We start from the raw sequence: 26470 nt of genomic DNA on the forward strand, positions 1-26470 counted from the left end.
CGCGCCGACTCGACGCGATGAGGCATCCGGCGCAGTGTGTGCCGGCGTGTGCCAGCTGGTGTCGATTGTATCTACCGGTAATTGCTAATAAAATGGCTCGGCATGTCGAGTGCTTCTCCTGTGGCCATCGATCCGAACGACAGACGGACACGGAGACTCACATGCGATCATTCTACAGGGGTTGTACGCTTGTTTCTCTGCTTGCGCTCGCCGCCGGCTTCGCCGCCTGCTCGAGCGGATCGGGCGGATCTGGCGGGCCCGCGGAGACGGGCCTGGCACAGAGCGCCCTCACGCCCGCGACGAGCTGTGACGATGTCGAGGCGCTGCTTCGCGAACGGCTGAAGCAGAACATGATCAAGTCGGTCGACGTGGCGCGGAAGTCCGCCCTGCAGCAGCTCGAGGAGGGGTGCTACTGGTCCGGAGCGGACGGCGGGGTCGTCGCATCCGCCTCCTCCGGCTCCTCCTCCTCCACGGGAGGGCCCGTCTCGGCGCCGGGCGACGAGGCAGGGGGGGACGACGACGGGGCCGCGACGGAGTATTCGACGACCAACACGCAGGAAGCGGACGTCGACGAGGCCGACTTCATCAAGAACGACGGAGAGCACGTCTACATCCTGGCCCACGGGCAATTCCAGATCTTCGACGCGTGGCCCGCCGCCGACACGCACCGCGTCGCGTCGGTCGCGATCGAGGGGGATCCGAAGAAGCTCTTCGTCCACGAGAAGCGCGCCCTCGTGTACTCGTCGCTGTCCCCGTCCTCGTCGCCTGACGGCGAGCTCCCTTATTACGGCGGTGAGTGCACGTACGGATACGATTGCGAGTTCACGGGCGACGGCACGCCGCTCATGGTCACCGAGCTCGACATCGGCGATCTCACGGCGCCGACCGTCGTGCGGACGCTGAAGTTCTCCGGATCGTTCCTCAACGCCCGGCGCATCGGGAGCGCTGTGCACACGGTCGTGGCCTCCCCCGAGCCGGTGGTGGAGGGACTCTCTACCTGGCCAGAGGGCATCGATGTCTGCACCCTGTCCGAGCAGGGGGTCAACCCGTCCACGGTGGCCGCCGTGAACGGCGCGTACGACAAGCTCGTGGAGAAGAACCTCGCCGTGATCGACGCGGCCCCGCTCGACATCCAGCTGCCCACCGTGGAGGACACGCTGTACCGGGACGGCGTGGCGCACCCGAGGAGCGACGCCCCGTTCGCGAGCTGCGAGAACTTCTACCTGTCGAACACGGGCGACGGGCAGAGCTTCCTCTCGGTCGTCTCGACCGAGCTCGGCACCGAGGCGCTCGGCCAGACGACGATCGTGGGAAGGCCCGGCGCCGTCTACGCGACCGCGGACTCGCTCTACGTGGCGAGCCGGCACCAGTACGGAGACACGTACGGCTGGTTCTACGACGACGGCGAGACGACGCCCGACGCGACGACCATCCACAAGTTCGCGCTGAGCGAGCGCGCGGCGCCGAGCGCGTACCTGGGGAGCGGCGTCGTGAAGGGGCGCGTGCTCAACCAGTTCGCCCTCAGCGAGCACGAGGGGTATCTCCGCATCGCGACCACCACCGGGCACCTGCCCGACCCGGACACGCACAACACCGTCGCGTCGCTGAAGCAGGAGGGCGGCGCGCTCGTGGTCAAGGGGATGGTGGACCAGCTCGCGCCCGGCGAGGACATCCGATCCGCCCGCTTCTACGGCGACGTCGGGTTCGTCGTGACCTTCAAGAAGACCGACCCGCTCTACACCATCGACTTCTCGGATCCCGAGGCGCCGAGGGTGCGCGGCGAGCTGAAGATCCCCGGCTTCTCGACCTACATGCACATGATCGACGAGGGGCACGTCATGAGCATCGGCTACGACGCCGACGACCAGGGCGACTTCGCGTGGTTCCAGGGGATCATGCTCCAGATCTTCGACGTGACGGACCTCGACGCGCCGAAGCTCACGCACAAGGAGGTGATCGGGACGCGCGGCTCCGCGAGCGACGCCGCGACCAACCACCTCGCGTTCAACTACTTCACCCAGCGGGGGCTGCTCGGGATCCCCATGGTCATCTGCGAGGGCGGGAGCGGCGGCGACTTCGGCGACACGATGACGTTCAGCGGGCTGCTCGTCTACAAGGTGGATACCGGCGCGGGCTTCACGTCCGTCGGCGGCGTGCCCCACCCGCTGCCCGACGCGAGCGCGGACGGAAACGGCCAGAGCTGCGGGAGCTGGTGGAGCAACGCGACGTCGTTCGTGAAGCGGAGCGTCTTCATGGAGGATTACGTCTACTCCGTCTCCGAGGACGAGATCCGGGTCGCCAACATCAGCGATCTCGCGACGCCGGAAGCCGTCGTGCCGCTCGTCCCCTGAGCGAGATCGAACGTACGCCGCGCCGAGCCGGACGACGGGGATGAGCCCGTGGCGCACGAAGATGCGCCCCGCTATAGAGCTCCGGCATGGAAGCGCTGGACCTCCCCGCCGAGCAGCTGGCCTCGGCGGTCGGCGCGCGGCCCTTGCTGCTGCTCGCGCTGCTCTTGATCGGAACGGTGGGGGTGCTCCTCGGGCTCGTCGCCGTCGCGCGCTTCTCCGACCGCCACGCGCGGGCGCTGTGGGCGTGGGCCGTCCGGGCCTACGCCGCGGCGGCCGCGCACCCGGCCACGCAGCGCCTCTCGGCCCGGTTCCCCGCGGTCGCGAGGGTGCTGCGCGAGCTCTCCGCGGCCGAGTACCTCGTGATCCACCTCGGCCTCGGGCTGGCGCTCAGCATGGCCGCGCTCGTGTTCGTCGCGCTCGCGGAGGGGGTGCGCGAGGGCGAGCCGATCGTGGACGTCGATCTCGCGCTCGCGCGCGCGCTCCACGCGTCGTCGAGCCGCGCCGGCGTGGCGGCGCTCCGCGCGTTCACCCTCCTCGGCAGCTTCTGGGCGCTCGCGCTGCTCGCGGTCGTCGTGGCCGCGGCGCTGCTGAGGCGGGGCCGGCGCGTCCTCGCGGTCGGGTGGCTCATCGCGCTCGCCGGCGGCGGGCTCCTCAACTTCGCGCTCAAGGCCCTGTTCGCCCGGCCGCGGCCGACGTTCGCCGATCCGCTCGCGGTGGCCGCGGGGTGGAGCTTCCCGAGCGGACACTCGATGGGCACGTTCGTCGCCTTTGGCATGCTCTCGTACCTGGGCCTCGTGCTCCTCCGGACGCTGCGCGCTCGCCTCGTGCTCGTCGCGCTCGCGCTCGGCTGGACCGTGGCGATGGGCTTCAGCCGCATGTACCTCGGCGTGCACTACCTGAGCGACGTGCTCGCGGGGTTCGCCGCAGGCACCGTGTGGCTGGCCGTCTGCATCTCGGGGATCGAGGTCGCGCGGCGCAGGCCGGGTCGGATCGACGGGCAGTCGCTGCCTGCCTGAGACGGCCAGTCGCGTCCGCCCCGAGGTGGGCAGTCGCAGGCGGCCTGAGCTGCCGCGGCGCCCGCCGGGCCGCGGCGCGGGCCGGCGCCCCGGCCGCTCCGCGGTAGGATCGCGCGGGAGGAGGCAGGAGATGCAGATCAGCGGCAGGAACAAGATCCCCGGGAAGATCACGGAGCTCGTGGTGGGCGACGTGATGGCCAAGGTCGTGATGGAGGGGCCGGGGGGCACGGAGCTCGTCGCGGTCATCACGAGCGACGCGGCGAAGGAGCTCGGCCTCTCCGTCGGCAAGCAGGTGCAGGCGCTCATCAAGGCGACCGAGATCATGGTGATCGCCGGGTGAGCGGCGGCTGGCCCGCGTAAACCTCGCCGCCGCCCTGATCCGCAGCGCGCCCGGCGATGTCAAGATCGAACTCCGGCCGTGCTCGATTCGACATCAAGCCGCGAGCTCGTCGGCAGAAGCCGAATTAAGCCACGGTGGAAATAGACATTATTATCGAAATTTGCGCCGACACCAAGGTGCAGAACCGAGGTGGACGCCTGGGCGCAGAACCAAGGCGCAGAACCACGTCGGCTGCCGGCGGTGAGCAGGATGAAGAGCTGCGCCGAGCACAGCGGCGCCGCCGATTTCGCCTGGAGCGGGGGTGCACTTTTACGATAAAGTGTGTCTAGCGCCGTTTGCTCGGGAAGAGCGCAACGTGCGTTATCGAGGTGGCCGTGGGTTTAAGGACTTCTTATCTGGCTTTGGCGGTGGGATTGCTTCAGATCACGGTCGCTTGCGGCGGGGGCGGCGCGACCACGAGCGATGCGACCGGCTCCGGGAGCGGCGCGAACTCCGGCGGCGGCGCGCCTGGCGTCGGCGGCGCCGGCGGCACCGGCGGTGAGCCCGAGTTCACGGTGGGCAGCGGCATCGGCCTCGGCGGCAACGGCGGCGGCGAGCCGGACCCGTGCGAGGTCGACGATCCGCCCCCCGAGTGCTTCCTGCCTCCCGACCCCGCCTGCGGGGACGCGGCGCTGAACCAGGCGTCCGAGGCCTGCGACGACGGCAATACGCTGCCGGGCGACGGCTGTTCTGGGCAGTGCCAGGTCGAGCCTTACTGGGAGTGTCCGACGGCCGGTCAGCCTTGCGAGCTGACCATCGCGTGCGGCGACGGCGTCGTCGACCCCGGCGAGTTCTGCGACGATGGCAACAACGCCGACGGCGACGGCTGCAGCGCCGACTGTTACTACGTCGACCCCTCGTACGTGTGCCCGAAGCCGGGCGAGCCGTGCATCCTGCTCTACGACTGCGGCGACGGCCGCGTGAACGGCTCGGAGGAGTGCGAGGACGGCGACGACCCGCCCGCGTCCGGCGACGGCTGCAGCGCGGACTGCAAGCGCGAGGCGGGGTTCCAGTGCAGCCGGCCCGGTCTGCCGTGTACGCGGCTGCCGGTCTGCGGCAACGGCGCCAAGGAGACAGGCGAGGGGTGCGACGACGGCAACACCGCGAGCGGCGACGGCTGCTCGAGCCTGTGCCGGCAGGAGCCCTATTACAACTGCCCGACCCCCGGATCGCCCTGCGTGCGGCTGATCGAGTGCGGCGACGGCAAGGTGCAGCCGGGCGAGCTCTGCGACGACGGCAACGCCGCGGATGGCGACGGTTGCTCCGCCGACTGCCAGGTGAAGGACCCGGCGTACGTGTGCCTCGAGCCGGGCGAGCCGTGCATCCCGCTCTACCTGTGCGGCGACGGCCGCGTGAGCGGCAACGAGCAGTGCGACGACGGCGACGACCCGCCGGCGAGCGGCGACGGCTGCACCGCGGACTGCCGGCTCGAGGAGGGCTGGGTCTGCAAGCCCGGCCAGGCCTGCACCGTGAGGACCTATTGCGGCGACGGCACGGTGCAGCTCGGCGAGCAGTGCGACGACGGCGGCGGGGAAAACCCTGTCGGCGGCGACGGCTGCACCGCGCAGTGCAAGATCGAGGTCGGCTGGACGTGCCCGCCGGCGGGCGGGCGCTGCACCCCGCCGCCGCCGCCCGTGTGCGGCGACGGCAAGATCGGCGGCACCGAGGTGTGCGACGACGGGAAGCAGCCCCCGGCGAGCGGCGACGGCTGCAGCGCCGATTGCCAGACGATCGAGGACGGGTGGGATTGCTCGCGCGTCGGGTTCCCCTGCAAGACCATCTGCGGCGACGGGCGCAAGCGCGGCGCCGAGCAGTGCGACGACGGCGATCTCGTCTCGGGCGACGGCTGCGACGATACGTGCCGCATCGAGCCCGGGCGGGTGTGCACGAGCGCCGTGCCCCAGGACTGCACGGGCTACTCCGTCTGCGGCAACGGCGTCCGCGAGGGCACCGAGCCCTGCGACGACGGCAACGGCAACTGGCGCGACGGCTGCACGCCGGACTGCAAGGGCGAGCCGAACTGCAGCGGCGGCGCGTGCATCTCGAAGTGCGGCGACGGCATCCTCCTGCCCGGCGACGCCACCGAGGCGTGCGACGACGGCAACACCGCGAGCGGCGACGGCTGCTCCGCCACGTGCACGATCGAGCCGGGCTACGCCTGCACCGTTCAGCCCACCGAGATGCGGCTGCCGATGGTCATCCGCGACTTCATCGGCTGGTGCCCGACCACGTACAGCCGCACGTCCAGCAACAGCGCGTGCGACGCCAACCTGACGGACAGCCTCGTCGGGCACTTCGATTTCGAGATCGATCCCAGCGGCAATCAGATCGACAAGATGGTTCAGCCGACGCTCGACGCCGCCGGCAAGCCCGTCAGCAGGTTCGGCCCCGCCTTTGTCGACCCGAGCGATACCAACGGCTGGACCACGGGGCAGGACAACTTCCAGTGGTGGTACCGGGACAACCCGACGTTCAACAGGACGCTCGTCACCACCATCGAGCTGACCGCGCAGGCCGGCAGGTACGTGTACCAGCGGAGCCCGTTCTGGCCGGTGGACATCGACCCGCCGGGCACGGATCCCGTGCTCGACAACCTGGTCTCCGCCGGGCTGGAGCGGGCGCAGCAGAGCAACCCCTCGCACAACTACTACTTCACGAGCGAGGTCCGGTACTGGTTCCAGTTCAATCCGAACGGCGCCGCTGCGGATCCGGTGCTCACCTTCTTCGGTGACGACGACGTCTGGGTGTTCATCAAGAACACGCTGACCGCGGACATCGGCGGCATCCACGGGCAGCTCCAGGAGAGCGTGACCATCCTGGACAACGGCGACGCCCGCGTGACCCCGTGCACCCAGAACGCCTGCCCGGCGGACGCCCGCACCCCCTACGACGTCGACCTGAACCTCGAGGCGGGCAAGGTCTACGAGATCGCGGTGTTCCAGGCCGAGCGCCACGTCGTCGGGTCGAACTACCAGCTCACGCTGTCGGGCTTCAGCGCCGGCACGTCGGTGTGCTCGCCGCAGTGCGGGGTCGACGAGCCGGTCGTGACGCCGGGCGAGGAGTGCGACGACGGCAGCGAGAACGGGACGGGCTACGGCCAGTGCAACAACTGCCAGCTCGGGCCGTACTGCGGCGACGGCCAGAGGAACGGCCCGGAGACCTGCGACAACGGGATCAACAACAGCGCGTACGCCAACGCCTCGAACGCCTGCGCGCCGGGGTGCGTGGCCCCGCCCCGGTGCGGCGACGGCGCGGTCAACGCGCCGTACGAGGCGTGCGACCTCGGCTCCGGCAACACGGCGAACGGCTACGGCGGCTGCACGCGCGAGTGCGAGATCGGGCCGTACTGCGGCGACGGCGCGACGAACGGCCCCGAGCAGTGCGACAACGGCAGCAACGACGGCTTCTACGGCACGTGCAACCCGAACTGCACGCCCGCCCCGCGGTGCGGCGACGGCAACGTCGACGAGGAGTGGGGTGAGGAGTGCGACGACCCGGCCGACCCGAACTGCGTGGGCTGCCAGCTCGGGGCGCTCTGCGGCGACGCGGTGGTGCAGGCGAGCTACGGCGAGGAGTGCGACGACGGCGTCAACGACGGCGGCTACGGCGAGTGCGCGCTGATGTGCCTCTACGGCCCGCGCTGCGGCGACGGCGTGGTGCAGCCCGACGAGGAGGACTGCGACCTCGGCGAGGCCGACAACAACGGCGCTTACAACGGGTGCACGCAGCACTGCTCGTACGGGCCGTACTGCGGCGACGCGGCCGTCAACGGCGCTGAGACCTGTGACGACGGCGTGAACGACGGCTTCTACGGCAGCTGCTTCCCCGACTGCACGCCGGCGGCCCAGTGCGGCGACAGCCACATCGACGAGGAGTGGGGCGAGCAGTGCGATCCCCCGAACGAGGCGACCGGCTGCAGCGAGAACTGCCGCAAGGGTGCCCAGTGCGGCGATTCGGTGGTGCAGGCCGACCTCGGCGAGAAGTGCGACGACGGCGTGAACGACGGCGGCTACGGCGAGTGCGGCCCGAGCTGCGTCTACGGCCCGCGCTGCGGCGACGGCGTGGTCAACGGCCCCGAGCAGTGCGACGACGGGGACGGCAACAACACCGGCGGCTACGGCAAGTGCGCGCCGGGGTGCATCTACGGGCCGTACTGCGGCGACGGCGTGCGGCAGAGCCTGTACGAGGAGTGCGACGACGCGAACAACACGAGCGGCGACGGCTGCAGCTCGGCCTGCGAGTACGACAACCAGCCTCTCTAGCCGCCCCTCACGCCCCCGACCGCGGCGCCTCCGGCCGCGGTCGCACCGTGGTGTCGCCCAGCGGCTTCTCCAGGAGAGGAGGGCCCGCGATGGGCAGCCAGATCTCGAAGACAGCGCCCCCCTTCTTGGCCTTGCGGTAGGTGATCTCACCGCCGTGCTCGAACACGATCCGCTGCGCGATCGCGAGGCCTAACCCCGTCCCCTTGTCCTTGCTGGTCGCGTAGGGCTCGAACAGGCGCGGCACCATTTCCTCAGCCACGCCCGGGCCGTTGTCGCGCACCACGATCCGCACGCGGTCGTTCGGCAGCGGGCCGATCGTCACCGAGACGCGCGGGTCGCGCCGGATGGCGCTCGCGGCGTCCAGCCCGTTCTGGACCAGGTTCGTGAGGACCTGGATCAGCTGATCGCGATCGGCCGAGACCTCGGGGATCGGATCCGCCACGAGCTCCACGCGCGGCGACGGCGCGCCGGAGGTCGCGCCCGCGCCGGAGGTCGCCTCGCCCGACGCCGGGGCGGCGTGCAGCGTGACCACCCCGCGCGCGACCGCGACGAGGTCGATGGGCGTGAGGTTCGGCGGCGGCAGGCGCGCGAACTGGGTGAACTCGGTCACGATGTTCGCGATCCGGTGCACCTCGTTCAGGACCGTCGACGTCGCCTCCGCGAAGTAGTCGTCGAACGCCGGGTCGTCGCGCTGACGGAGCCGGCGCAGCGTCTCCACCGCCGCACGGATGGGCGCCAGCGGGTTCTTGATCTCGTGGGCGATCTGGCGCGCGACCTCGCGCCGCGCGGCGATGCGCTCGGTCGCGGCCAGGCGCTTGCGCATCGCCGCGAGCTCGTCGATGGTCGCGTTGAACGCCGCCGCGAGATCCGCGATCTCCCGCCCCCCGCGCCCCTCCACGCGCCGCGGCGCGCCGCTCATCACCTCGCGCGTCTCGCGGGCCAGCGCCACGAGCGGCCGCGACAGGCTGCGCGCCAGCACGACGGCCATCGCGACGGCGATCGCCAGCACCGTGGCGCCCGTCAGCGCGATCGCGCGATCCAGCCGCGCGAGCGCCTGCCTCAGCGGATCGCGCGGAACAGACGCGACAACGTCAAGGCCCGGGATCTCCGCGAAATGGAGGACGCGCACGACCTCCGCCTCGCTGCTCTGAGGGGCGAGCTCCCCCTCCCGCGCCGCCGTGAGGCGCACATGGTACGCCTCGCCGATCCGCGCGAGGACCGGGCCGATCCGCCGCGCCCCCACGAGGCCGATGGTCACCCCGTGGCTCGACAGGGCGCAGTGGACCTCCAGCGACGGCTCGCCGCCCGCCTTCGCCGGCCGGAGCCGCGGTGCGCCCCCGGGGGCCTGGATCAGCTCCGCGAGCCGCTTGTCGCGCGCGCCGATGCGCGCGGCGTCCTCGGCCCCCAGGACGCTCCCGTCGCCCGCGACGAGCGACAGCTCGTCGAGGCGCAGCGCCTTGGCCTGGCTCGGGACCAGCCGCCCGAGGGCGATGCGGCTCCCCGGCTCCATCGCGTCCGGGTCGCCCTTGGCGCGCTCCAGCTCGACGTGGGCCTTGTCGACGAACGTGTCGTGCCGGCAGAGCGGCGGCAGGAGGTCGCGCAGCGCGTCGGCCTCCCACGCGAGCTGCCGCCGGACGCCTGCATGCGCCGCGTCGATCCGCTCGGCGAAGCCGCCCTCGATGATCTCGCGCGACGCCTCGCGGAGGGTCAGCCCGACGAACGCCGTCGCGATGATCGCGACGAGCCCGAAGGCGAGCAGGAGGCGAGCGGCGAGGGACATGGCGGGACGGCCACGCCCGCCCGGCCGCCGGTACGGCCGGGCGGCCGCCGCGGTCCGCGGCGGTGTTCAGGGTCGGTGCGGTCGAACCTAGAGGAATCGGCGCCCGCGCCGAGCCCCCGCGGCGGGCTCCTTCTCCGCCGCAACCTCCGTGCATACGCCATCGGGTCGAGATCGTCCAAGTTCATCGCGTTTCCCCCAACCGCGCGGGCCCGCCCCCTGCGCCTCTGCCCAGGAGATATCGGTTCGCGGCTCGCCTGCCCGCGGCTCCCTTGCCGCGCTCGCCGCGCTTCTGCCGCGCGCTCTCCTTGCACCGGGGGGCACTCGCCTCTTACGCTCGGTCGTCCTTCGGGGTCGCCCTTGGCGCGCCGGCCAACGCGCGCGCCGCAGCTCGACCGCGCTGGAACGCACGAAATGAACTCCAAGCAGCTCTCCATCCCCATCGCCGTCATCCTCGCGCTCATCGGCTTCGGGCTGAGTTTCGCGTCGAAGTGGCTGGCGGAGTTCTCGGGCCAGCTGTTCATGGTCTTCGGCTTCTCCGCGGCGGTGGCGGTGGTGTACGCGAGCCTCGCGGGCAAGGGCGGCGTCCCCCTGGGAGGCCTGCGCGACGCGCTCCGCGGCGCCGCCCGGGGCAAGCGGCCCAAGCTCCCCGAGGGCGCCCCCGCCGACGTCGCCGAGACCTACGAGCAGATCGCCGAGATCGCCGGCCGCCAGCTCGAGCTCGCGGAGGAGCGCCACGCGCTCGCCGAGGAGCGCGACAAGCTCGCGAGGGAGCGCGACGGCCTGAGCCGGGAGCGCGACGGCATCGCGAAGGAGCGCGACACCCTCGAGCGGGAGCGGGACAACCTGAGCCGGGAGCGCGACGGCATCGCGAAGGAGCGCGACACCCTCGAGCGGGAGTGCTCGACGCTCACCCGCAAGGTGAACGAGCTCGCGCAGCGCGGCCCCGACATCGACGTCGACGCGCTCGTGGACGCCGTGCTCCGCGCCACCGCCGGCGAGCGGGTGCGCGTCCCGCCGGGCTCGTCGCCCGAGCTCTCGCGCCTCTACTCCGAGCTCAGCGGCATCGCGGAGCGGATCACCCAGGCGGAGCTGCGCGACAAGCAGCGCCGCTCGGAGCTGGCGCAGGCCACCGTGCTCCTCGACGAGCTGCTGCCCAAGCTCAGCGACGGCGTGAGCAGCGTCATGCACGCGAGCGAGCAGGCGACCGTGTACATCCGCGAGATGACGACCGCCCTCGCCAACATCGCGCAGTCGGTCGAGTCGCTCGCGTCGAGCGCGGAGGAGTCGAGCTCGAGCATCCTCGAGATGACGGCCACGAACGAGGAGGTCGCCGAGAACGTCGGCGAGCTCGGGTCGAGCGTGCGCGAGACGGTCTCCTCGATCGAGGAGATGGCCTACTCCATCCGCGAGGTCGCGAAGAACGTCGACGCCCTGGCGCTGACGGCCGAGGAGACGAGCTCCTCGATGAACCAGATGGACGTCTCGATCGACCAGGTCCAGTCGAACGCGAACGAGACGGCCCGGCTCTCGGAGGAGGTGGCGACCGACGCCGAGAAGGGCGCCGAGGCGATCCTGAAGACGATCGGCGAGATCTACCGCATCAAGGAGTCGAGCCAGGAGGCCGTGGCGGTCATCTCGAACCTCGGCTTCCGCATCGAGGCGATCGGGCAGATCCTCGCCGTCATCGACGACGTCGCCGAGCAGACGAACCTCCTCGCGCTGAACGCCGCGATCATCGCCGCCCAGGCCGGCGAGCACGGCAAGGGCTTCGCCGTCGTCGCCGACGAGATCAAGGACCTCGCCGAGCGCGCCGGCGGCAGCACGAAGGAGATCGCCGAGCTCATCAAGACCATCCAGTCCGAGTCGAAGAACGCGATCGCCGCCGTCGAGCGCGGCGCTCACAACGTCGACCGCGGCGTCGAGGTCTCGAACGAGGCCGAGCGGGCCCTCAAGAAGATCCTCGAGAGCTCGCAGAAGTCGACCAACATGGTGCGCGCGATCGCCCGCGCCACGGTCGAGCAGGCCAAGGGGTCGAAGCAGGTCACGGACGCGATCGGGCGCATCGCCGAGACGGTGCAGCAGATCGCCGCCGCCACGGCGGAGCAGGCGCGCGGCTCGGAGCTCATCATGAAGAGCGCCGAGAAGATGCGGACCATCACGCAGCACGTGGAGCGGTCGAGCCAGGAGCAGGCGCGCGGCGGTCGCCAGATCACGAGCGCGATCGAGCAGATCTCGCACATGGTCAACAGCCTCAACACCTCGCACCGCAGCCAGACGCGCGGCGGCGAGCAGCTCGTCGAGGCCGGCAAGCGCATCGAGGAGGCGGCGCGGCAGCAGGACCAGGCGGTGCGCCAGCTCCTCAGCGCCTCCGAGCGGATGCGTCGTACGGCGGCGATTTGAGGCCGAGCCGCCCCCTCGCGCGCAGGCAGCATCGATGGCGTTGACGATCGTGGTGCTCGCGCCCGGCGGGGCGGGGAAGGCGGACGGCGGCGAGCTCTCCCTGACGCTGGACGCGCCCCGCGTCATCATCGGCCGCGCGGAGGGCTGCGAGGTGCGCCTCCCCGACACGAGCGTGAGCCCACGGCACGCGTCGATCCGGCAGCGGGGCGCCACGTACCTGCTCCTCGACGAGGGCAGCGAGAACGGCACGTTCCTCGGCAAGACACGCATCGCCCTGCGCACGGCGATGCCCCTGAAGACCGGCGACCGCATCCGCATCGGGCGCGTGTGGCTCGTGCTCCGGATCGAGCCGGCGGTCGCGAAGGCCACCCCGGCGGCCGCCGCCAAGGAGCTCGCCCTCGAGCTCGTCGCGCGCGGCCTCGCCGCGCAAGGGGAGGATCCGGCGCCGCGCGTGGTCGTGGTCGAGGGCCCCGACAGCGGCCGCGCGTTGCGGATCGAGGAGGCGGCGCGGCCCTACATCCTCGGGCGCGCCAAGGACACCGATCTCGTCCTCGACGACCCGGACGTCTCTCGCCGTCATCTGGCCATTACCCGCAGGGGCGATCAATTCTCGGTTCAAGATCTCGGATCGCGCTCGGGCGCTTCGCTCGACGGCGTTCCAGTGCCTCAGTTCGATATGATCTGGCGTCCTGGACAGGTGCTCGCGATCTCGGGTGATCGGCTCATCTTCGAGCACCCGGCCGCCGAGGCGCTCGCGGAGATCGAGCGCAGCCCGTGTGAGCCGCTCCGTCCAGACGCGGTGTTCGAGCCGCCTTCGCTCGAGGAGCCGAAGGCAGCGCATTCCACGCCGACGCCTCCGCCTGCCTCGGTGAGCACGAGTTCGCCGCTCGCGCAGCCCGCTGAAGCGGCTCCGGCGTCTCGCGCGGCGCAGGGAAGTGGATGGGGCTTCACAGAGGCGCTCATTGCGCTGCTCGCGCTTGGTGTGCTGGCGCTCAGCATTGCTGGCCTGTTGTGGCTGCTCGGGCGCTCTTAGCGTCTTGACGTCGCGCGCGCGCAGGGTTCGAAGAGCGCAGTCCCGGAGGGGTGCGCATGCGTGCGATCCGAATGAGAGCTGACGGCGAGGGCGAGGCCACCGAGGCGGAGCTTCAGGCGGAAGGGATCCAGTGCGGCGCGTTCGACCCGGGCGCAGCTGCGCTCGCCTTGCAGCGCGTGGTCGCGGACCGCGGATGGACGGAGCACGAGGATGTCCGCCGCGACGGGAGCAAGCCGCGCGACGAGGCGGAGAGCGCGAGAGAGGCGGATGAGCACTGTCACCTGGGCGACGAGGTGCGGCTCTTCGTGGAGGGACAGGGCTGTTACGACATCCGTTGCACGAACGACGATTGGCTGCGGATCTGGGTCGGCGCGGGCGATCTCATCGCCGTGCCGGCGCGGCGCTACCATCGCTTCATGGCGAGCAAGGCGGGCGCGATCCGCTACCTGCAGCCGTACGGCGGCCGTCACCTGCTCATGCAGCTCTACCGCGTGTCCGATGATCGGACGCGCGCGATGTGATCGCGAGGTACCCCATGGCGCATCCCTACCGTCTCGTCACCTCCAGGGCCCGGATCCCCGTCCCTGGCGGCAAGCTCATCGAGGAGATCTTCGGCCGCGTGAACACCGGCACGGAGGGGTTCAGCCTGGCGCACATGGTGGCCCCGCCGGGCTGGAGCGAGCCGGCGCAGACGCCTTCGTTCGGCGAGCTGACGCTCGTGATCCGCGGCCGTGTGCGCGCCGAGATCGCGGGCGAGGCGGTCGACGTCTCGGCCGGCCAGGCCCTCTGGACGGAGCCCGATCAGCGCGTCCGCTACAGCAACCCGTTCGACGAGGAGAGCGAGTACTTCGCGCTCTGCATACCGGCCTTCGCGCCGGACCTGGCGCGGCGCGACGCCGAGTGAGCTCCGCAGTGCGCGCGCTGCGCGGCGCCGGCGCTTGATCTGCGCGGCGCCGCCGCAGGATGCGCGCATCGCGGTGCGCGGCGCCAGCGCGCGCGCTGCGCAGATCCTGGATCCCTGGTGGGCGCCGAGCGCGTACTATGCCCCATGCTCTTCGATCCCGCGGAGTTCCGGAAGGTGCTGGGCCAGTTTGCGACCGGGGTCACGCTCGTGACCACGGTGCAGGACGGCACGCCGCAGGCGATGACGGTGAACTCGTTCAGCGCGGTCTCGCTCGACCCGCCGCTCGTGCTGTTCTGCGCGGACAGGCGGTCGCGCACGAGCGCGGCCATCGCGGCGTCCGGGGTCTTCGCGGTGAACATCCTGCGGGAGCAGCAGCGGGAGTTCTCGGACCTGTTCGCCGGCAAGGGCACGGACATCGATCGGCAGGCGGTGCTCACCGAGGCTCATGTGGCCGAGTCGGGCAGCCCGATCCTCAAGGACGTGCTGGCCTTCCTCGACTGCAAGGTGGAGCACACGTACGACGGGGGTGATCACATCATCTACGTCGGTCGCGTGCTCGCGTCGGGCCGGGGGGAGGCGGGCGCGCCGCTCCTGTATTACCGGGGCACGTACCAGGCCCTCGACGACGTCTGGCGGTGGCGCGATCGCTACGCGGCGCGAGAGCAGGCGACCCCGTTCCACGAGCTCGTCGACTTCTTCGATCGCATGCAGGCGGAGGGCCCTTATGCGACGCTCATCGACGAGCTCGTCACGCTGGTCGATCCGGGCGTCGAGGAGCGGTGCCTCGACCTCGGCTGTGGCACGGGCCGCCTGACCCGCGAGATGGGTCGCCGCTGCCACGAGTCGATCGGGATCGACGCGACGGCGGCGATGGTGGAGCGCGCCGCGCAGCGGGCGAAGGCGCTCGGCCTGGACAACGTGACGTTCCGGGAGGCGCTGGCGACGCGGCTGCCGTTCCCCGACGCCTCGTTCGACGTGGTGACCGCGTCGAACCTGCTCCTGCACCTGCCCGAGCCGGGCCCGGTGCTGGCCGAGGCGGCGCGCGTCCTCCGCCCGGGCGGCCGCCTGGCGCTGCTCGAGCCCGCGGCCACGATGAGCCGCGCCGCGATGGCCGGCTACCTGCGCGGCCACCGGTACAACCCGTCGACGGTCCACGCGATGCTGGCGTGGGCCGACGCGGCGGAGGTCACCTACCGTCACACCGAGGACAAGCTCGGCGGCGAGCTGGGCGGCGCAGGGCTCCAGGTCGACCGCCGCGAGCGCCGGATGAACGGCCTCGCGCTGCTCTGGATCGCCCGCAAGGCCTGAGCGCGCCGCTCGACGCGCCCGTCACCAGGCACCAGGCACTGGGCCTCGTCCGGCGCGCGGAGCCCCGCGCTAGAGGCTCATGCCGACCGCCGGAGGCCTGCCTCGTCGACCAGCCGGGGCACCCAGTCCTCCGCGCCGATGGACCGCATGTGGATGCCCGAGAGCCCGGGGATGTCGCGGAGCCCGCGGATGAGCTCCAGCGTGATCCGGTAGCTCTCCCCCTCCGCGTCGCCGCTCAGGCGGACGCGCTCGATCAGGTGCTCGGGGACCACGAGGCCCGGCACCTTCTGCAGGAAGCTCAGCCGATCCACGCCCGCGAACGGGAAGATCGCCGCGATGAAGTGCGCCCGCTCGTGCAGCCCGCGCTCCACCACCGCGGCCATCCAGCGGCGCATCGACGCGAGCTCGAACACCGCCTGCACCTGGATGAAGCTCGCGCCCGCGTCGATCTTCGCGGCGAGCCGGTCCATCGCCCCGGCGATCGCCTGCTCCGCGCACGGGAAATCGATGGTCCCGACGTGGAAGTAGGGCGCCGGCGAGACGACGTCTCCGTTGAAGAGCTTCCCCTCGCGCGTCAGCCGGCGGGTCAGCTCGATCGCCGCGTAGCTGTCGACGTCGCTCACCTCCTTCGCGTCGGGATCGGAGCCGATGGCGCACGGGTAGCCGCCGAGGACGATGATGTTCGAGAGCCCGAGCGCCGCCATCCCGAGGAGGTCGCCCTGGAGGGCGATCTTGTTCTTGTGGCGGAGCGAGAACTGGAGCACCGGCTCGAGCCCCTCCTGCTTCACGAAATGGCCGACTGCCATGTTGGCGCAGCGCGCCTGCGAGAGCAGGTGATCGTTGATCTGCACCACATCCACACAGCCCGCCATGTTTCGGGCGTGCTTCAGCAACTTCTCCAGATCGTAGTGACGCGGGGGCGTCAGCTCGGCGGAAACGAGGAACTGGCGCTCGCTGAGGAGGCGCTCCATCTTCGACTTCGTCACCATCTCCTGCTCCTTCCGTCACTCGACGAACGTGAGGACTCCGTCACTCGACGAACCTGAGGACCCGGACCTTGGCCCCGCTCCGGCCGTGGAACCGCGCGGCCGCGCTCGCGATGCGCGCCGCCTCGGCCCGCGCCAGGCTGCAGGGGAACCCATACTTCTTCAAGACCCGCTCGCTCGCGATATCGAGCGCCGTCCGGCAACGCGACACGAAGTCGTCGAGATCGTAGCTCTCCCCGACGTCGAGGTGCTCCTTCACGACGAGCGACGGAGAGTAACAGACCTGCTGCTCGCCGCTCGGCCACTCGATAACGAAGCGCATCTCCGGCATACGTCGCTCGCTCTAGGTTTGGCGGGATCCAAGGAACTCGCGGTACACGCCGGCCGCGATGCGGGCCGAACGATCCCACGTGTACCGGGCCGCGGTCTCGAGCCCCGCGGCGCGGAGGCGCCGCCTCACGCCCTCGTCCAGGATAGCCTCCATTGCGCCGGCGAGATCGTCTGTTCTCGAGGGATCGACGAGCAGCGCGCTCTCGCCGTCGGCGAGGAACTCGGTGAAGGGAGGTTGCGCAGAGCTCACCACCGGCGCCCCCGAGGCCATCGCCTCCAGCAGGACGAGCCCGAACCCCTCGCGGACGGACGGAAAGACGAACGCGTCGGCCAGCCGGTAGAGCGGCGGGATCAGCGCGTCGGGGAGCACGCCCGCGAGGACGAGCGGCGGCGGCGACGCGCCCGAAGGCGAGGGCCATACGCCGCCTTCGCGCGCGATCGCCTCGAACTCGCGCTGGTAAGGTTCGTAGTCGAACAGCGTCTCTCCGCCGGCGATGATGAGCTGGGCTCCGGGCAGCCGCTTCCGCACCGACAGGAACGCCTTGAGCAGGCCGATCGAGTTCTTGCGCGGCTCGACGCCGCCCACGGTCACGAAGAGCGGCGATCCGGTGGCGTCGAGGCGCGCGCGCAGCGCCGCGTCCCGCTCGTCGGGCGTGGCCGTGTAGCGGCGCAGGCTCACGCCGTTCGGGACGATCGCCGCGTCGACGCCGTGCTCGGCCCGGAGCGCCTCCCTCCACGCCTCGCTGACCACGAGGCACGCGTCGGCCTCGCGCACGGAGCGGTCCTGGCAGGCGCGCAGGTACGGGCTGTCGTAGTCGTCGAGGTGGTGCACCGTCCGGAGGAAGTGGGGGACGCGCCCCTCGGCGCGCAGCGCCGCGAGCGCGTTCGCGCTGATGCAATCCTGGGAGTGCCAGACGTCGTGCCGCGCCCCGAGGCGGCGCAGCCCGTCCTCGAACTCCGCGATGCGCTGCTTCACGACCGCGTCGATCCCCGCCGGCGGGGGCGCGGCGGGCACGAGGACCGAGGGGCAGCGCGGCGCGCGGTAGAAGCCGCCCTGGTCCTTGTTCAGCGCGTAGATGCAGACCGAGACGCCGAGGTCGTGGAGCGCCTCCGCGAGCTCGACCGTGTGCACGACGCCGCCGCGCGGCTTGGTCGAGTAGGTGAGGAGCGCGACCGAGAGCGGCGCGCCCGAGGCAGCGCGGGCGCTCATCGCGCGCCCTCGCGCGCGAGCCCGGTGAGCGGCTCCGCGGAGAGGTCCCAGAGCGTCTGCCGCTCGCCGGCGGCCTGGAGGGTGAGCCGCCGCGAGCCGTCGACGGCGCCGACCGCCGCGCTCGCGATGCCCCGACGCGCGAACGCCGAGAGCACCTCGCCGGCGACCCCGGGGCGCACGCTGAGCAGGAAGCCGTAGCTCGGGAACGCGAGCAGCCAGCGCGCGAGCGGGACGTCGCGCGGCCTCGGGACGGCCTCCAGATCGAGCACCGCGCCGGCGCAGGACGTCTCCAGGAGCATGAGCAGCGTCCCCGCGACGCCGCCCATGCTGATGTCCTTGCCCGCGTCGCACAGACCCGCCTCGGCGAGGGCGGGCAGGACCTCGAGGTCGCCGCGGAGCCGCGCCGGATCCGCGCCCGTCGAGGCGTTCCAGAACGGGTGCTCCGCGTGCATCTCGCCGCGCAGATCGATCGCCGCGACGAGCACGTCGCCGGGGCGCGCCGCGAAGCTCGTGATGAGCCGGCGCGCCCGGCCCGCGATGGCCACGGCGAGGGCGTTGTACGGGCTGCGCGCGCTCGTATGCCCTCCAACGATCGGCACGCCGTAGGCGCGCGACGCGGCGACCATTCCCTCCCAGACCGGCTCCAGCGCGCTGGCCGAGGTCCCCCAGACGACGTCGACCACGGCGATGGGGCGGCCGCCCATCGCGTAGACGTCGCTGACGTTGACCATCACGGCGCTGTAGCCGGCGAACCGCGGGTCCCCTTCGAGGAACGCGGGCCAGATCCCCTCGGCGGCGAGGAGCAGGTAGCCGTCTCCGTCGGGGATGGCCGCGCAGTCGTCGCCGAGCGCCGCGGGTCGCTCGACGGAGCCGGCCGCGCCCGCCGCGTCGCCCGCGCTGGCCGCGAGCGCCGCGCCGGCCGCGCCCGGCGCGCCGGACAGGTACCGCGCCGGGATCTGCACGTCCCGCTTCGCGAGGACGCCGATCGCGCCGCGCAGCTCGGCCGCGATGCCGCCGAGCATCAGCGGAACCTCTGCCCGGGCGGCGGGCGGGGCTCGTCGCTCGGCGGGTAGCTGTCGAGGTCGGCCTCCATCAGGTGGTGCGGCCGCTCGCGGTGCGATCGCTCCTCGAGGGAGCGCCAGTGGATGCCCTCGAAGAACGGGACGTTGGCCGCCTGGACGAGCGCAAGGAACCGGTGGCACCCCCAGCCGTGGGCGGTGGTGACCGCCTTGTGGACGAGGCCGCGGCCGACCACGCCCTGCTTGCGGTGGGCGCGCTCGACGCCGAGCCGGCCGCCGTACCAGAGGCCGGGCTCCGCCTCGTAGATGCGCACGGTGCCGACGAGCCGCGGGCCCCCGGGCGCCCCGTGCTCCAGGGCGGCGATGGGGAACGCGGAGGCGTCCCAGTCGTCCTCGTCGGTGGTCTTAAATAGCCCTTGCTCGTCGCAGAAGATGGCCCGGCGCAAGCGGAGGTACTCGAGGTACGTGTCCCTGCTCTGCACAAGCTCGAAGCTGTAACGTGGCGTCATCGGAGCTCTCCGAGGTTGATGTCCATGCCGCGCCGGATCCCGACCGCGCCGCGGGCCGGCCTTCTGCCTCGAAGCCCGAGAGCCCCGAGCAGGCGCCGCAGCGGGCGCAGCCCGCCTTCACGTCGGTCGAGCGCAGCCCCGCCCGCGCGAGCAGCGGGCCGATGTGCTCGTAGAGCGCCCGCATGAAGTCCCCCGAGGGCGGCGCGCGATCGGCCCCGGGCGTCCCGGGGATGGGCACGAGCGGGACGAGGAACGGATAGACCCCCAGCGCGATGAGCCGCTCGCTCGCGTCGAGCAGCGACGCCAGGGAGTCGCCGAGCCCCGCGATGAGGTACGTCGACACCTGGCCGCGCCCGAACACGCGCACGGCCGCCTCGAACGCCTCGAAGTAGCGGGCCACGCTCACCTCGGCCTTGCCCGGCATCGCGGCCGCGCGCACCTCGTCCTCGACCGCCTCGAGGTGCATGCCCAGGCTGTCGACGCCGGCGGCGCGCATCCGCTCGAACCAGGCGAAATCGTCGGGCGGCTCGCACTGCGCCTGCACCGGCAGATCGACGCGCGCCTTGATGCCGCGCGCGCAGTCGGCGAGGTGCGCCGCGCCGCGATCCGCCGACCGCGGCGTGCCCGTCGTCAGCGTCACGTGCCGCACCCCGTCGAGCCGCGCCGCCGCCTCGGCGACCTCGCCGAGCTGCTCCGGCGTCTTCTTCGCGGTGGTGCGCCCCGCCGCGAGCGACTGCCCGATCGCGCAGAACGTGCAGGCCTTCTCGCGCTCCGTGTACCGGATGCACGTCTGGAGCACCGTCGAGGCGAGGACGTCCGCCCCGTGCAGCAGCGCGATCTTGGGGTAGGGGATGCCGTCCTTCGTCGAGAGGGCGTAGAAGCGCGGCGTCTTCACGAGGGCGATGGGCGCGAGCTCCTGGCCATCCCGCTCCACGGTCCCCGCGCCGTCGCGCCCGAGCCGCGCGACGAACGGCGACGCCGCCGCCTGGTCGGTGTGGATCGGGATCATCACCGTGGCCCCGCGCAGCGTCGCCGCGACGTGCTGGGTCGGCCCCGCGCCGCCGCGCCGCGAGGTCCACGCCGCGCGGCGACCCTCGCCCTGGCCGGAGGCCTCGCCGGAGGCGGGCTCCGGCGGGGGCGCGGCGCCCGCTTCGGGGGCGCCCTCGGGGGCTTCAGCCAGCCTCAGGCCGAACGACTGGAGCTCGGTGATCAGCGTCTGGGTATCCATGGTCCACCGCCGCAGGGGCAAGGGAGGAGGCCTTGGGGCTGCCCGCGCCGAGCGTTATCGAGCGCTCCGCCGTATCCATCCAAAGCCGCAGCAAGTCGGGCCGGGCGTAGTGCCCCGCCGCATCCATCATCCGCTTTCGCTTCGTGATCAGGGCGAAATCGAGCTCCGCGACGGCCATCCCCTCGCCGTCGGTCACGGGCGGGCACGCATGCACGCCCTCGGGCGTCACGATCGCCGTCATGCACCCGCCGCGCAGCACGCCCTGGATCTGCTCGTTCGGAGCGACCTCCCGGACCTGCTCCGGCGTCAGGAAGGCCGTGGCGTTCACCACGAAGCAGCCCGACTCCAGCGCGTGGTGCCGGATCGTCACCTCCATCTGCTCGGCGAAGATGGGCCCGACAAGGGAGCCGGGGAACTGGCTGCAATGGATCTGCTCGTGCTGCGCGATGAGCGCGAACCGCGCGAGCGGGTTGTAGTGCTCCCAGCAGGCGAGCGCCCCGAGCCTCCCGGCCGCGGTGTCCACGGTCCTGAGCCCCGAGCCGTCGCCCTGCCCCCAGATCATGCGCTCATGATAGGTCGGCGTGATCTTGCGCCGGTGGAGCACCAGGGAGCCGTCGCTGTCGAAGACGAGCTGCGCGTTGTAGAGCGTCCCGTGATCGCGCTCGTTCACGCCGAGCACCACGACCACCCCGTGCGCGCGCGCGGCGGCCGCCACGGCCCGCGTCACCGGGCCGGGGACGGTGACCGCCTCGTCGTAAAGGCGCATGTGCTCCTTCCCCATGGCGGGCGGCGGGAGCACGAAGGAGAAGTACGGGTAATACGGGACGAACGCCTCGGGGAAGACGCACAGCTCCGCGCCTTCCTTCGCGGCCCTGGCGATCGCGGCGACGACTCGCTCGGTCGTCCCGTCCCGGCTGCCGAGGACGGGACTGGCCTGCACCGCGGCCGCCCGGACTTTGCGGTTGAACTCCATGGACCGCGCTCGGATCAGAGCGTCCAGGAGTGGACCATGAACGCGTTGTCCCGGCGGTGGATCAGCTGGATGTCGAGCACGTCGAGCGGGCTGATGGGCTTGATGCCCGGGATCAGCGCGTGCTCGCCGTGGCCGTAGAGCGCCTGCAGCGCGAACCGGCAGGCGTACACCTTGCCGCCCTCCTCCATGAACCGGCCGATCTGCTGGTTCACCGCGAGGTGCCCGGAGAACGCCTCGCTGCCGAGCTTGGGGAAGCCGCGCTGGAGCCCCAGGGTGACGCCCGGCCCATAGAGCAGGATGGATGTCTCAAACCCCTTACGTTGCAGGCGGATCGCCGTCAGCACGTTGACGAGGCCGATCGACCCTTCGAAGGCCACCGTGTGAAAGGTAACCAGCGCCTTCTCTCCCGGCTTCGCCTTGACGTCTTCGAAGACCTTCTCCTCGTAATCGACCAGGAAGTCACCAGCGTTGTAAGCGGGATACGTCGGCTTGGGCATTGGTTACCTCTCTCCTAGAATGAGTTAGTTGAGAACATAGTGGTTCTCTGAACGCAAGGGAAATGCTGGAGCACTCTCTCTTTTGAGCGGGTGTCAATCGCAGAGGGGCACGGAGGGGGTGCGACTTTGGATCTGGCGTCGGCGACGCGCGCCTCGCAGCGCCGCGGTCGGCCGTTTGCCTCGGCCGTTTCGGCCGTTTCGACGATTTCGACTGGTTCGACCGGTTCTGTTTCGCCGGTTCGTCTCAACGATTTCGACGAGGTTTCGCGCGCTTGTCCGCGAGAGCGAGCGTGGCTGGGGAGGTGCTGTGCGCTCGTGCGTTCGAGCGGCAAAGCCTGAAGGGAATCGAGCCCTCGGGCGGGCTGCTACCGCTGCTTCTTTCGCACCTTGGCGCTCTTGCCGCCCTTGGTGCGCTTGCTGGTCTTAATGCCCTTCAGGGGCTTGGTGCTCTTGCTGATCTTGACACGACGGGTGGGCCGTGCGTCCGCCGCGTCGCGCCGCTGCCGGCGCGGCTTCGGCTCGTCCGCCGCCGGCTCGCCGGCGAGGCGCCGGCCATAGACGGCGCGCCGGAGGATGGCCACGTCCTCGATCTGCACGAGCATCGCGTCGCCGATCGCGATCCGGTCCCCCGAGCGGCGGCCGATGACGCGCAGCCCCTCGTCGTCGATCTCGTACTGATCCGGGCCGAGCGACTCCATGCGGACGAGCACGTCGACGAAGGGATCCTCGATGTTGACGTAAACGCCCCCTCCCACGATGCCCGTGACGGTGCCCTCGAAGGTGTCGCCGAGCCGGGAGCGCATGAGGAGCGCGCGGTGCAGGTCGACCACCTCGCGCTCCACCTCCATCGCCTTTCGCTCGCGCTCCGACGCCGTGATGGCCGCCTCGCGCAGCCGCTCGGTGGCCGCCTCGCTCCTGTCGACGCGCTCGCCGCGCAGCACCGCGCGGATGGCCCGGTGCGCCGTGATGTCCGGGTACCGCCGGATGGGCGAGGTGAAGTGCAGGTACGCGCTCGAGGCGAGCCCGAAGTGGCCCACGTTCGCGATGTCGTACACCGCCTGCTTCATCGCGCGGAGCAGCAGCATGTGCAGCACCTGCTTCTGCGGGTGCGCGTCGAGCTTCTTCAGGAACACCGACAGCCGCTTGGGGTCGGCCGCGTCCTCCGGGTCGAACGCGAGCCCGAGCTCGCCGCACATCGTCGCGAAGCGCTCGAGCTTCGCCTGGTCCGGGGGCGCGTGGTACCGGAAGACCGTGGGGATGCCCTGGTCGACGACGAACTGCGCGCACGTCTCGTTCGCGAGGAGCATCATCTCCTCGATGAGCTGGTAGGCCTTCGCCACGCCGGGGTCGTGGCTGCGCTTCTGCACGTCGACGGGCGCGCCCGTCTTCGGGTCGAGCACCACCTTCGCCTCGGGCAGGTCGAGGTCGAGCGCGCCCCGCCGCATCCGCCTGCCGCGGAGCAGCCGGGCGAGGTCCCACATCACCTGAAGGTCGTTCCTGAGCGCCTCGGCCTCGGGGCTGCGCGGCGGCTCGGGGGTGAAGCCGAGCGCGCGCGCCACGCCGGGGTAGGTGAGCTTCGCGATCGAGCGGATGTACCCCTCGATGACGCGGGCCCGCCGCACCGTCGCCGTCGCGTCGAGCTCGACCTCGACGCACAGGCACAGGCGGATCACGCCCGGCAGCAGCGAGCACAGGTTCGACGACAGCGCCCGCGGCAGCATCGGGATCGCGCGATCGGGCAGGTAGACCGAGTTGCCCCGCGCGAGCGCCGCCTGGTCGAGCGCGGTGCCCGGCCGCACGTAGTGCGAGACGTCGGCGATCGCGATCCAGGCGCGGTACGAGCCGTCGTCCTCGCGGATCACCCACACCGCGTCGTCGTGGTCGCGCGCGTCCTCCGGGTCGATCGTCGGCATGGGCAGGTGGGTGAGGTCCGTGCGCCCCTCGAGCGCCTCGGCCGGCACCTCGCCCCCGAACGCCTCGGCCTCGGCGATCGCCTCGGGCGCGTGCTCCTCCTCGATCCCCTCGCGCACCAGGATCTTGGCGACCTCCACGTTCGGGTCGCCGGGCGTCCCCAGCACGGCCTCGAGCACGCCCTCCGGGTTCTCCTCGGCCAGGTCCGGGAAGCGGGCGATCGACACGACCGCCGCGGCGCCGTCCTCCGCGTCGGGCGGAACGAGCGGCCCGCCCGGCTCGCGCGGCACGATCACGATGGGCCCGCGGACGCGCCCGTCGTCCGGCTCGAGCCACGCGCTCCTGCCACGCCGCCGCAGCACGCCCGCCACGCGCGCGTGGCGCCGCTTGACGACCCGGACGATCTCCCCCTCCACGCCGCGCCGCGAGCGGGTCGAGACGCGCACGACGACGGTGTCGCCGTGGAGCGCGCCGCCCATCGCCTCGGGCGAGATGTAGACGTCCTCGGCCGCCCCTCCGAGCGCCACGAAGCCGAAGCCGCGCGGGTGCACCGTCAGCGTCCCCTCGCGCTCGGCGCCGCGCGCCTCGACCTGCTTCTGGCTCGTGCGGAAGCGCTGCCCGGGGAGCGCCACGATGCTGCCCTCCAGCGACAGCTCCTCGAGCAGCCGCTGCAGCTTCGCGTAGCGGCTCGGCTCGACCCCGAGGCGCTCGGCGATCTCGTTCGCGTGCAGGGCGCGCTTGAACGAGGACAGCAGGTCGACCACGGCCTCCCGGCGGCGCGCGCCGGAGCCGGTCGTCGGGGGATCTCCGCGAGATGAAGAACGCATGAAACTCGACTAGCACGAGTCTCCTCGCGCTGGCTGTCTCCGCCCGGGTCCGGTATGCCTCGAACCCACCCCTCCTCCACCTGCAACGCACCCGCAACGACCGATGCTGCTGAACTCGATCGCCCTGCTCCTCGCGCTGGTGCTCCTCGTCGCCCTCGCCGGCAGGGGCAACGTCTTCGCGGTGCGTCCGGCCGGCGACCGGCGTGAAGGACGTGAAGGACGCGACGGACGGCCTGGGCGCGCGGAGGCGCCTCAGGCGAGCCCCGAGGCGCCCGCGTCGCTGTCCTCGAGCGACGAGCGACAGGCTGGGCGCGCCCGGTTCTTCGTCACGCTCTTCCGGCTCGCGCTCTTCGTCGCCATCGCGGCGAGCGCGGCGCTCGTGGTCGAGTACCAGAACGCGGGCGATCCCGCGTTCTGCGGCATCACGTCGGGGTGCTTCGCCGTCAGGATCTCGCCGTACAGCCGCTTCCTCGGCGTCCCGCTGCCGAACCTCGGCCTCACCGCCTTCACGACGCTCCTCACCGCCTCGCTGCTCGCGCGGGCGCGCTGGCACCACGCCGCGATCGCGGCCGCCTCGGCCGTCGGCGGCCTCGCCGCCGCGGTGCTCCTCGGGCTCCAGAGCTTCGTGATCGGCGCGTTCTGCGCGTGGTGCATCGCGGTCGATCTCGCGGCCTTCGCCGCGGCGATCACGTCCGCCCTCGTCGCGCGGCAGGCGCGGCGCATGCCGGCCAGGGCGTTCGAGCGCGCTGCCCAGGGCGGGCCGCTGGGCGTGACGGTGTGGGGCGCGGCCGCCGCGGCCGCGATCGGCTTGCCGTTCCTCTGGGGCAGCCACCCGGTCATTCCGCCGCTCCCGCCGGAGCTCGCGGCGCTGCAGGAGCCGGGCAAGATCACGATCGTGGCCTTCACCGACTTCGAGTGTCCCTTCTGTCGCAGGCTGCACCCCGAGCTGAGCAAGATCGAGGAACCCTACGGCGACAGGGTGCGCCACGTGCGCAAGATGGTGCCGCTCCCGATCCACCCCGGCGCGCTCCCCGCCGCGAAGGCCTACGTCTGCACGCCCGAGGACAAGCGCGAGCAGGCCGCGGCGCTGCTCTACAGCGCGGCGCCCAGCAAGCTCACGGACGAGCGCGTCGCGTCCGTCCTCTCGCCGCTCGGCCTCTCCGCCGCGGAGCTCGAGGCTTGCCTCGCCGCGCCCGAGACCCAGGCCGCCATCGACGCGGACGTCGCGCTGTATGGGCGGATGGAGGCGCGCGGGCTCCCGACGACCTACGTCGGCCGGCGGCTCGTTGTGGCGTACAACCCCGAGCGGATCCGCGATGCGCTGCGCCGTGAGGCCGCCGGGGACGACATGAGCTTGCCGCTCCCGTGGCTCTTCGTCGCCCTCTTCGGCGCGGCCGCTGTCGCCGTGCTCGTGGGCGGAAGGGATCGCTCGCGCGGCGCGGCGGGCGAGGGCGGCGCCGCGCCCTCCTCGTCCTCGCCAGAGCGATCGTGAGCGACGTCGCGCCCTGCGCTGCCTTTCGCGGCTGGTCGCCGGGTGACAGAATAGC

20 protein-coding genes are annotated in these 26470 nt (G+C 71.7%); 10 read left to right on the top strand and 10 right to left on the bottom strand.

Going from position 1 to position 26470, the window contains the following annotated elements; all coding sequences use genetic code 11:
• Positions 1-161: 161 nt before the first annotated feature.
• The 4 genes from WME82_RS48760 (at position 162) to WME82_RS48775 (ending at position 8008) form a co-directional block, all read left to right on the top strand.
• A complete protein-coding gene (locus tag WME82_RS48760; RefSeq protein ID WP_438040914.1) occupies positions 162-2351 on the top strand; it encodes a beta-propeller domain-containing protein in 2190 nt (729 codons plus the stop codon).
• 86 nt (positions 2352-2437) lie between these two features.
• Positions 2438-3367: a phosphatase PAP2 family protein gene (locus WME82_RS48765; protein ID WP_438040915.1), complete on the top strand. Its 930-nt coding sequence runs from the start codon at positions 2438-2440 to the stop codon at positions 3365-3367.
• Between the two features lie 130 nt (positions 3368-3497).
• The gene (locus WME82_RS48770) at positions 3498-3707 is read left to right on the top strand and encodes a TOBE domain-containing protein (RefSeq protein WP_437743251.1); all 210 of its coding nucleotides are present in this window, start codon (positions 3498-3500) and stop codon (positions 3705-3707) included.
• Positions 3708-4120: 413 nt separating this feature from the next.
• Entirely contained in the window at positions 4121-8008 is a 3888-nt protein-coding gene (locus tag WME82_RS48775) for a DUF4215 domain-containing protein (protein ID WP_438045011.1), read from the top strand.
• Between the two features lie 7 nt (positions 8009-8015).
• Here the strand turns inward: WME82_RS48775 and WME82_RS48780 are convergent, their stop codons facing one another.
• Positions 8016-9788 carry an ATP-binding protein gene (locus WME82_RS48780; RefSeq protein ID WP_438040916.1) on the bottom strand — a complete coding sequence of 591 codons (1773 nt, stop codon included), beginning with the start codon at positions 9786-9788 and terminating at the stop codon, positions 8016-8018.
• Positions 9789-10199: 411 nt separating this feature from the next.
• Between WME82_RS48780 and WME82_RS48785 the strand changes: the two genes are divergently transcribed.
• From WME82_RS48785 to WME82_RS48805, 5 genes are all read left to right on the top strand, one after another.
• Complete coding sequence (locus tag WME82_RS48785) at positions 10200-12188, top strand: methyl-accepting chemotaxis protein (RefSeq protein WP_438040917.1); 1989 nt, start codon at positions 10200-10202, stop codon at positions 12186-12188.
• A 34-nt stretch (positions 12189-12222) separates the two neighbouring features.
• On the top strand, positions 12223-13221 hold the full coding sequence (locus tag WME82_RS48790) for an FHA domain-containing protein (protein ID WP_438040918.1): 999 nt from the start codon (positions 12223-12225) through the stop codon (positions 13219-13221).
• 56 nt (positions 13222-13277) lie between these two features.
• Positions 13278-13742, top strand: coding sequence for a 1,2-dihydroxy-3-keto-5-methylthiopentene dioxygenase (locus WME82_RS48795; protein WP_438040919.1), 465 nt, complete (start codon positions 13278-13280; stop codon positions 13740-13742).
• A 14-nt stretch (positions 13743-13756) separates the two neighbouring features.
• The gene (locus WME82_RS48800) at positions 13757-14125 is read left to right on the top strand and encodes a cupin domain-containing protein (RefSeq protein ID WP_437547860.1); all 369 of its coding nucleotides are present in this window, start codon (positions 13757-13759) and stop codon (positions 14123-14125) included.
• Positions 14126-14269: 144 nt separating this feature from the next.
• Positions 14270-15433, top strand: a complete 1164-nt coding sequence (locus WME82_RS48805) for a flavin reductase (protein WP_438040920.1) — start codon at positions 14270-14272, stop codon at positions 15431-15433.
• Between the two features lie 77 nt (positions 15434-15510).
• Here WME82_RS48805 and WME82_RS48810 read toward each other — a convergent pair whose 3' ends face one another.
• The 9 genes from WME82_RS48810 to rnr form a co-directional block, all read right to left on the bottom strand.
• Positions 15511-16422, bottom strand: a complete 912-nt coding sequence (locus tag WME82_RS48810; RefSeq protein ID WP_437856457.1) for a methylenetetrahydrofolate reductase — start codon at positions 16420-16422, stop codon at positions 15511-15513.
• Between the two features lie 40 nt (positions 16423-16462).
• Complete coding sequence (locus WME82_RS48815; protein ID WP_437547865.1) at positions 16463-16750, bottom strand: MSMEG_0570 family nitrogen starvation response protein; 288 nt, start codon at positions 16748-16750, stop codon at positions 16463-16465.
• Positions 16751-16762: 12 nt separating this feature from the next.
• Positions 16763-17959, bottom strand: coding sequence for an MSMEG_0565 family glycosyltransferase (locus WME82_RS48820; RefSeq protein ID WP_437856466.1), 1197 nt, complete (start codon positions 17957-17959; stop codon positions 16763-16765).
• Positions 17956-18981: a sll0787 family AIR synthase-like protein gene (locus WME82_RS48825; RefSeq protein ID WP_438040921.1), complete on the bottom strand. Its 1026-nt coding sequence runs from the start codon at positions 18979-18981 to the stop codon at positions 17956-17958. Before WME82_RS48825 ends, WME82_RS48820 begins: the two co-directional genes overlap by 4 nt.
• On the bottom strand, positions 18981-19487 hold the full coding sequence (locus WME82_RS48830) for an MSMEG_0567/Sll0786 family nitrogen starvation N-acetyltransferase (protein WP_437743260.1): 507 nt from the start codon (positions 19485-19487) through the stop codon (positions 18981-18983). The genes WME82_RS48825 and WME82_RS48830 overlap by 1 nt, the downstream gene beginning before the upstream one ends.
• Positions 19384-20715, bottom strand: a complete 1332-nt coding sequence (locus WME82_RS48835) for an MSMEG_0568 family radical SAM protein (protein WP_438040922.1) — start codon at positions 20713-20715, stop codon at positions 19384-19386. Before WME82_RS48835 ends, WME82_RS48830 begins: the two co-directional genes overlap by 104 nt.
• Complete coding sequence (locus WME82_RS48840) at positions 20660-21688, bottom strand: Nit6803 family nitrilase (protein ID WP_012241613.1); 1029 nt, start codon at positions 21686-21688, stop codon at positions 20660-20662. Before WME82_RS48840 ends, WME82_RS48835 begins: the two co-directional genes overlap by 56 nt.
• 14 nt (positions 21689-21702) lie before the next feature.
• Positions 21703-22185, bottom strand: a complete 483-nt coding sequence (locus tag WME82_RS48845; protein WP_012241614.1) for an MSMEG_0572/Sll0783 family nitrogen starvation response protein — start codon at positions 22183-22185, stop codon at positions 21703-21705.
• A gap of 365 nt (positions 22186-22550) precedes the next feature.
• The gene (gene rnr, locus WME82_RS48850) at positions 22551-24923 is read right to left on the bottom strand and encodes a ribonuclease R (protein WP_438040923.1); all 2373 of its coding nucleotides are present in this window, start codon (positions 24921-24923) and stop codon (positions 22551-22553) included.
• Positions 24924-25026: 103 nt separating this feature from the next.
• Here rnr and WME82_RS48855 point away from each other — a divergent pair, with 103 nt between their 5' ends.
• Entirely contained in the window at positions 25027-26415 is a 1389-nt protein-coding gene (locus WME82_RS48855) for a vitamin K epoxide reductase family protein (protein WP_438040924.1), read from the top strand.
• Positions 26416-26470 lie beyond the last annotated feature (55 nt).

Source organism: Sorangium sp. So ce128, assembly GCF_051525245.1.
In the GTDB taxonomy this organism is placed as follows: Bacteria; Myxococcota_A; Polyangia; order Polyangiales; family Polyangiaceae; genus Sorangium; species Sorangium cellulosum_B.

Bases quoted from the DNA above. Each gene is read 5' to 3' on its own strand.
- WME82_RS48845 (WP_012241614.1), bottom strand. From the start codon at position 22,185: ATGCCCAAGCCGACGTATCCCGCTTACAACGCTGGTGACTTCCTGGTC.
- WME82_RS48810 (WP_437856457.1), bottom strand. From the start codon at position 16,422: ATGGTGACGAAGTCGAAGATGGAGCGCCTCCTCAGCGAGCGCCAGTTC.
- WME82_RS48830 (WP_437743260.1), bottom strand. From the start codon at position 19,487: ATGACGCCACGTTACAGCTTCGAGCTTGTGCAGAGCAGGGACACGTAC.
- WME82_RS48815 (WP_437547865.1), bottom strand. From the start codon at position 16,750: ATGCCGGAGATGCGCTTCGTTATCGAGTGGCCGAGCGGCGAGCAGCAG.
- WME82_RS48790 (WP_438040918.1), top strand. From the start codon at position 12,223: ATGGCGTTGACGATCGTGGTGCTCGCGCCCGGCGGGGCGGGGAAGGCG.
- WME82_RS48800 (WP_437547860.1), top strand. From the start codon at position 13,757: ATGGCGCATCCCTACCGTCTCGTCACCTCCAGGGCCCGGATCCCCGTC.
- WME82_RS48840 (WP_012241613.1), bottom strand. From the start codon at position 21,688: ATGGAGTTCAACCGCAAAGTCCGGGCGGCCGCGGTGCAGGCCAGTCCC.
- rnr (WP_438040923.1), bottom strand. From the start codon at position 24,923: ATGCGTTCTTCATCTCGCGGAGATCCCCCGACGACCGGCTCCGGCGCG.
- WME82_RS48835 (WP_438040922.1), bottom strand. From the start codon at position 20,715: ATGGATACCCAGACGCTGATCACCGAGCTCCAGTCGTTCGGCCTGAGG.
- WME82_RS48780 (WP_438040916.1), bottom strand. From the start codon at position 9,788: ATGTCCCTCGCCGCTCGCCTCCTGCTCGCCTTCGGGCTCGTCGCGATC.
- WME82_RS48785 (WP_438040917.1), top strand. From the start codon at position 10,200: ATGAACTCCAAGCAGCTCTCCATCCCCATCGCCGTCATCCTCGCGCTC.
- WME82_RS48820 (WP_437856466.1), bottom strand. From the start codon at position 17,959: ATGAGCGCCCGCGCTGCCTCGGGCGCGCCGCTCTCGGTCGCGCTCCTC.
- WME82_RS48760 (WP_438040914.1), top strand. From the start codon at position 162: ATGCGATCATTCTACAGGGGTTGTACGCTTGTTTCTCTGCTTGCGCTC.
- WME82_RS48795 (WP_438040919.1), top strand. From the start codon at position 13,278: ATGCGTGCGATCCGAATGAGAGCTGACGGCGAGGGCGAGGCCACCGAG.
- WME82_RS48770 (WP_437743251.1), top strand. From the start codon at position 3,498: ATGCAGATCAGCGGCAGGAACAAGATCCCCGGGAAGATCACGGAGCTC.
- WME82_RS48765 (WP_438040915.1), top strand. From the start codon at position 2,438: ATGGAAGCGCTGGACCTCCCCGCCGAGCAGCTGGCCTCGGCGGTCGGC.
- WME82_RS48825 (WP_438040921.1), bottom strand. From the start codon at position 18,981: ATGCTCGGCGGCATCGCGGCCGAGCTGCGCGGCGCGATCGGCGTCCTC.
- WME82_RS48805 (WP_438040920.1), top strand. From the start codon at position 14,270: ATGCTCTTCGATCCCGCGGAGTTCCGGAAGGTGCTGGGCCAGTTTGCG.
- WME82_RS48855 (WP_438040924.1), top strand. From the start codon at position 25,027: ATGCTGCTGAACTCGATCGCCCTGCTCCTCGCGCTGGTGCTCCTCGTC.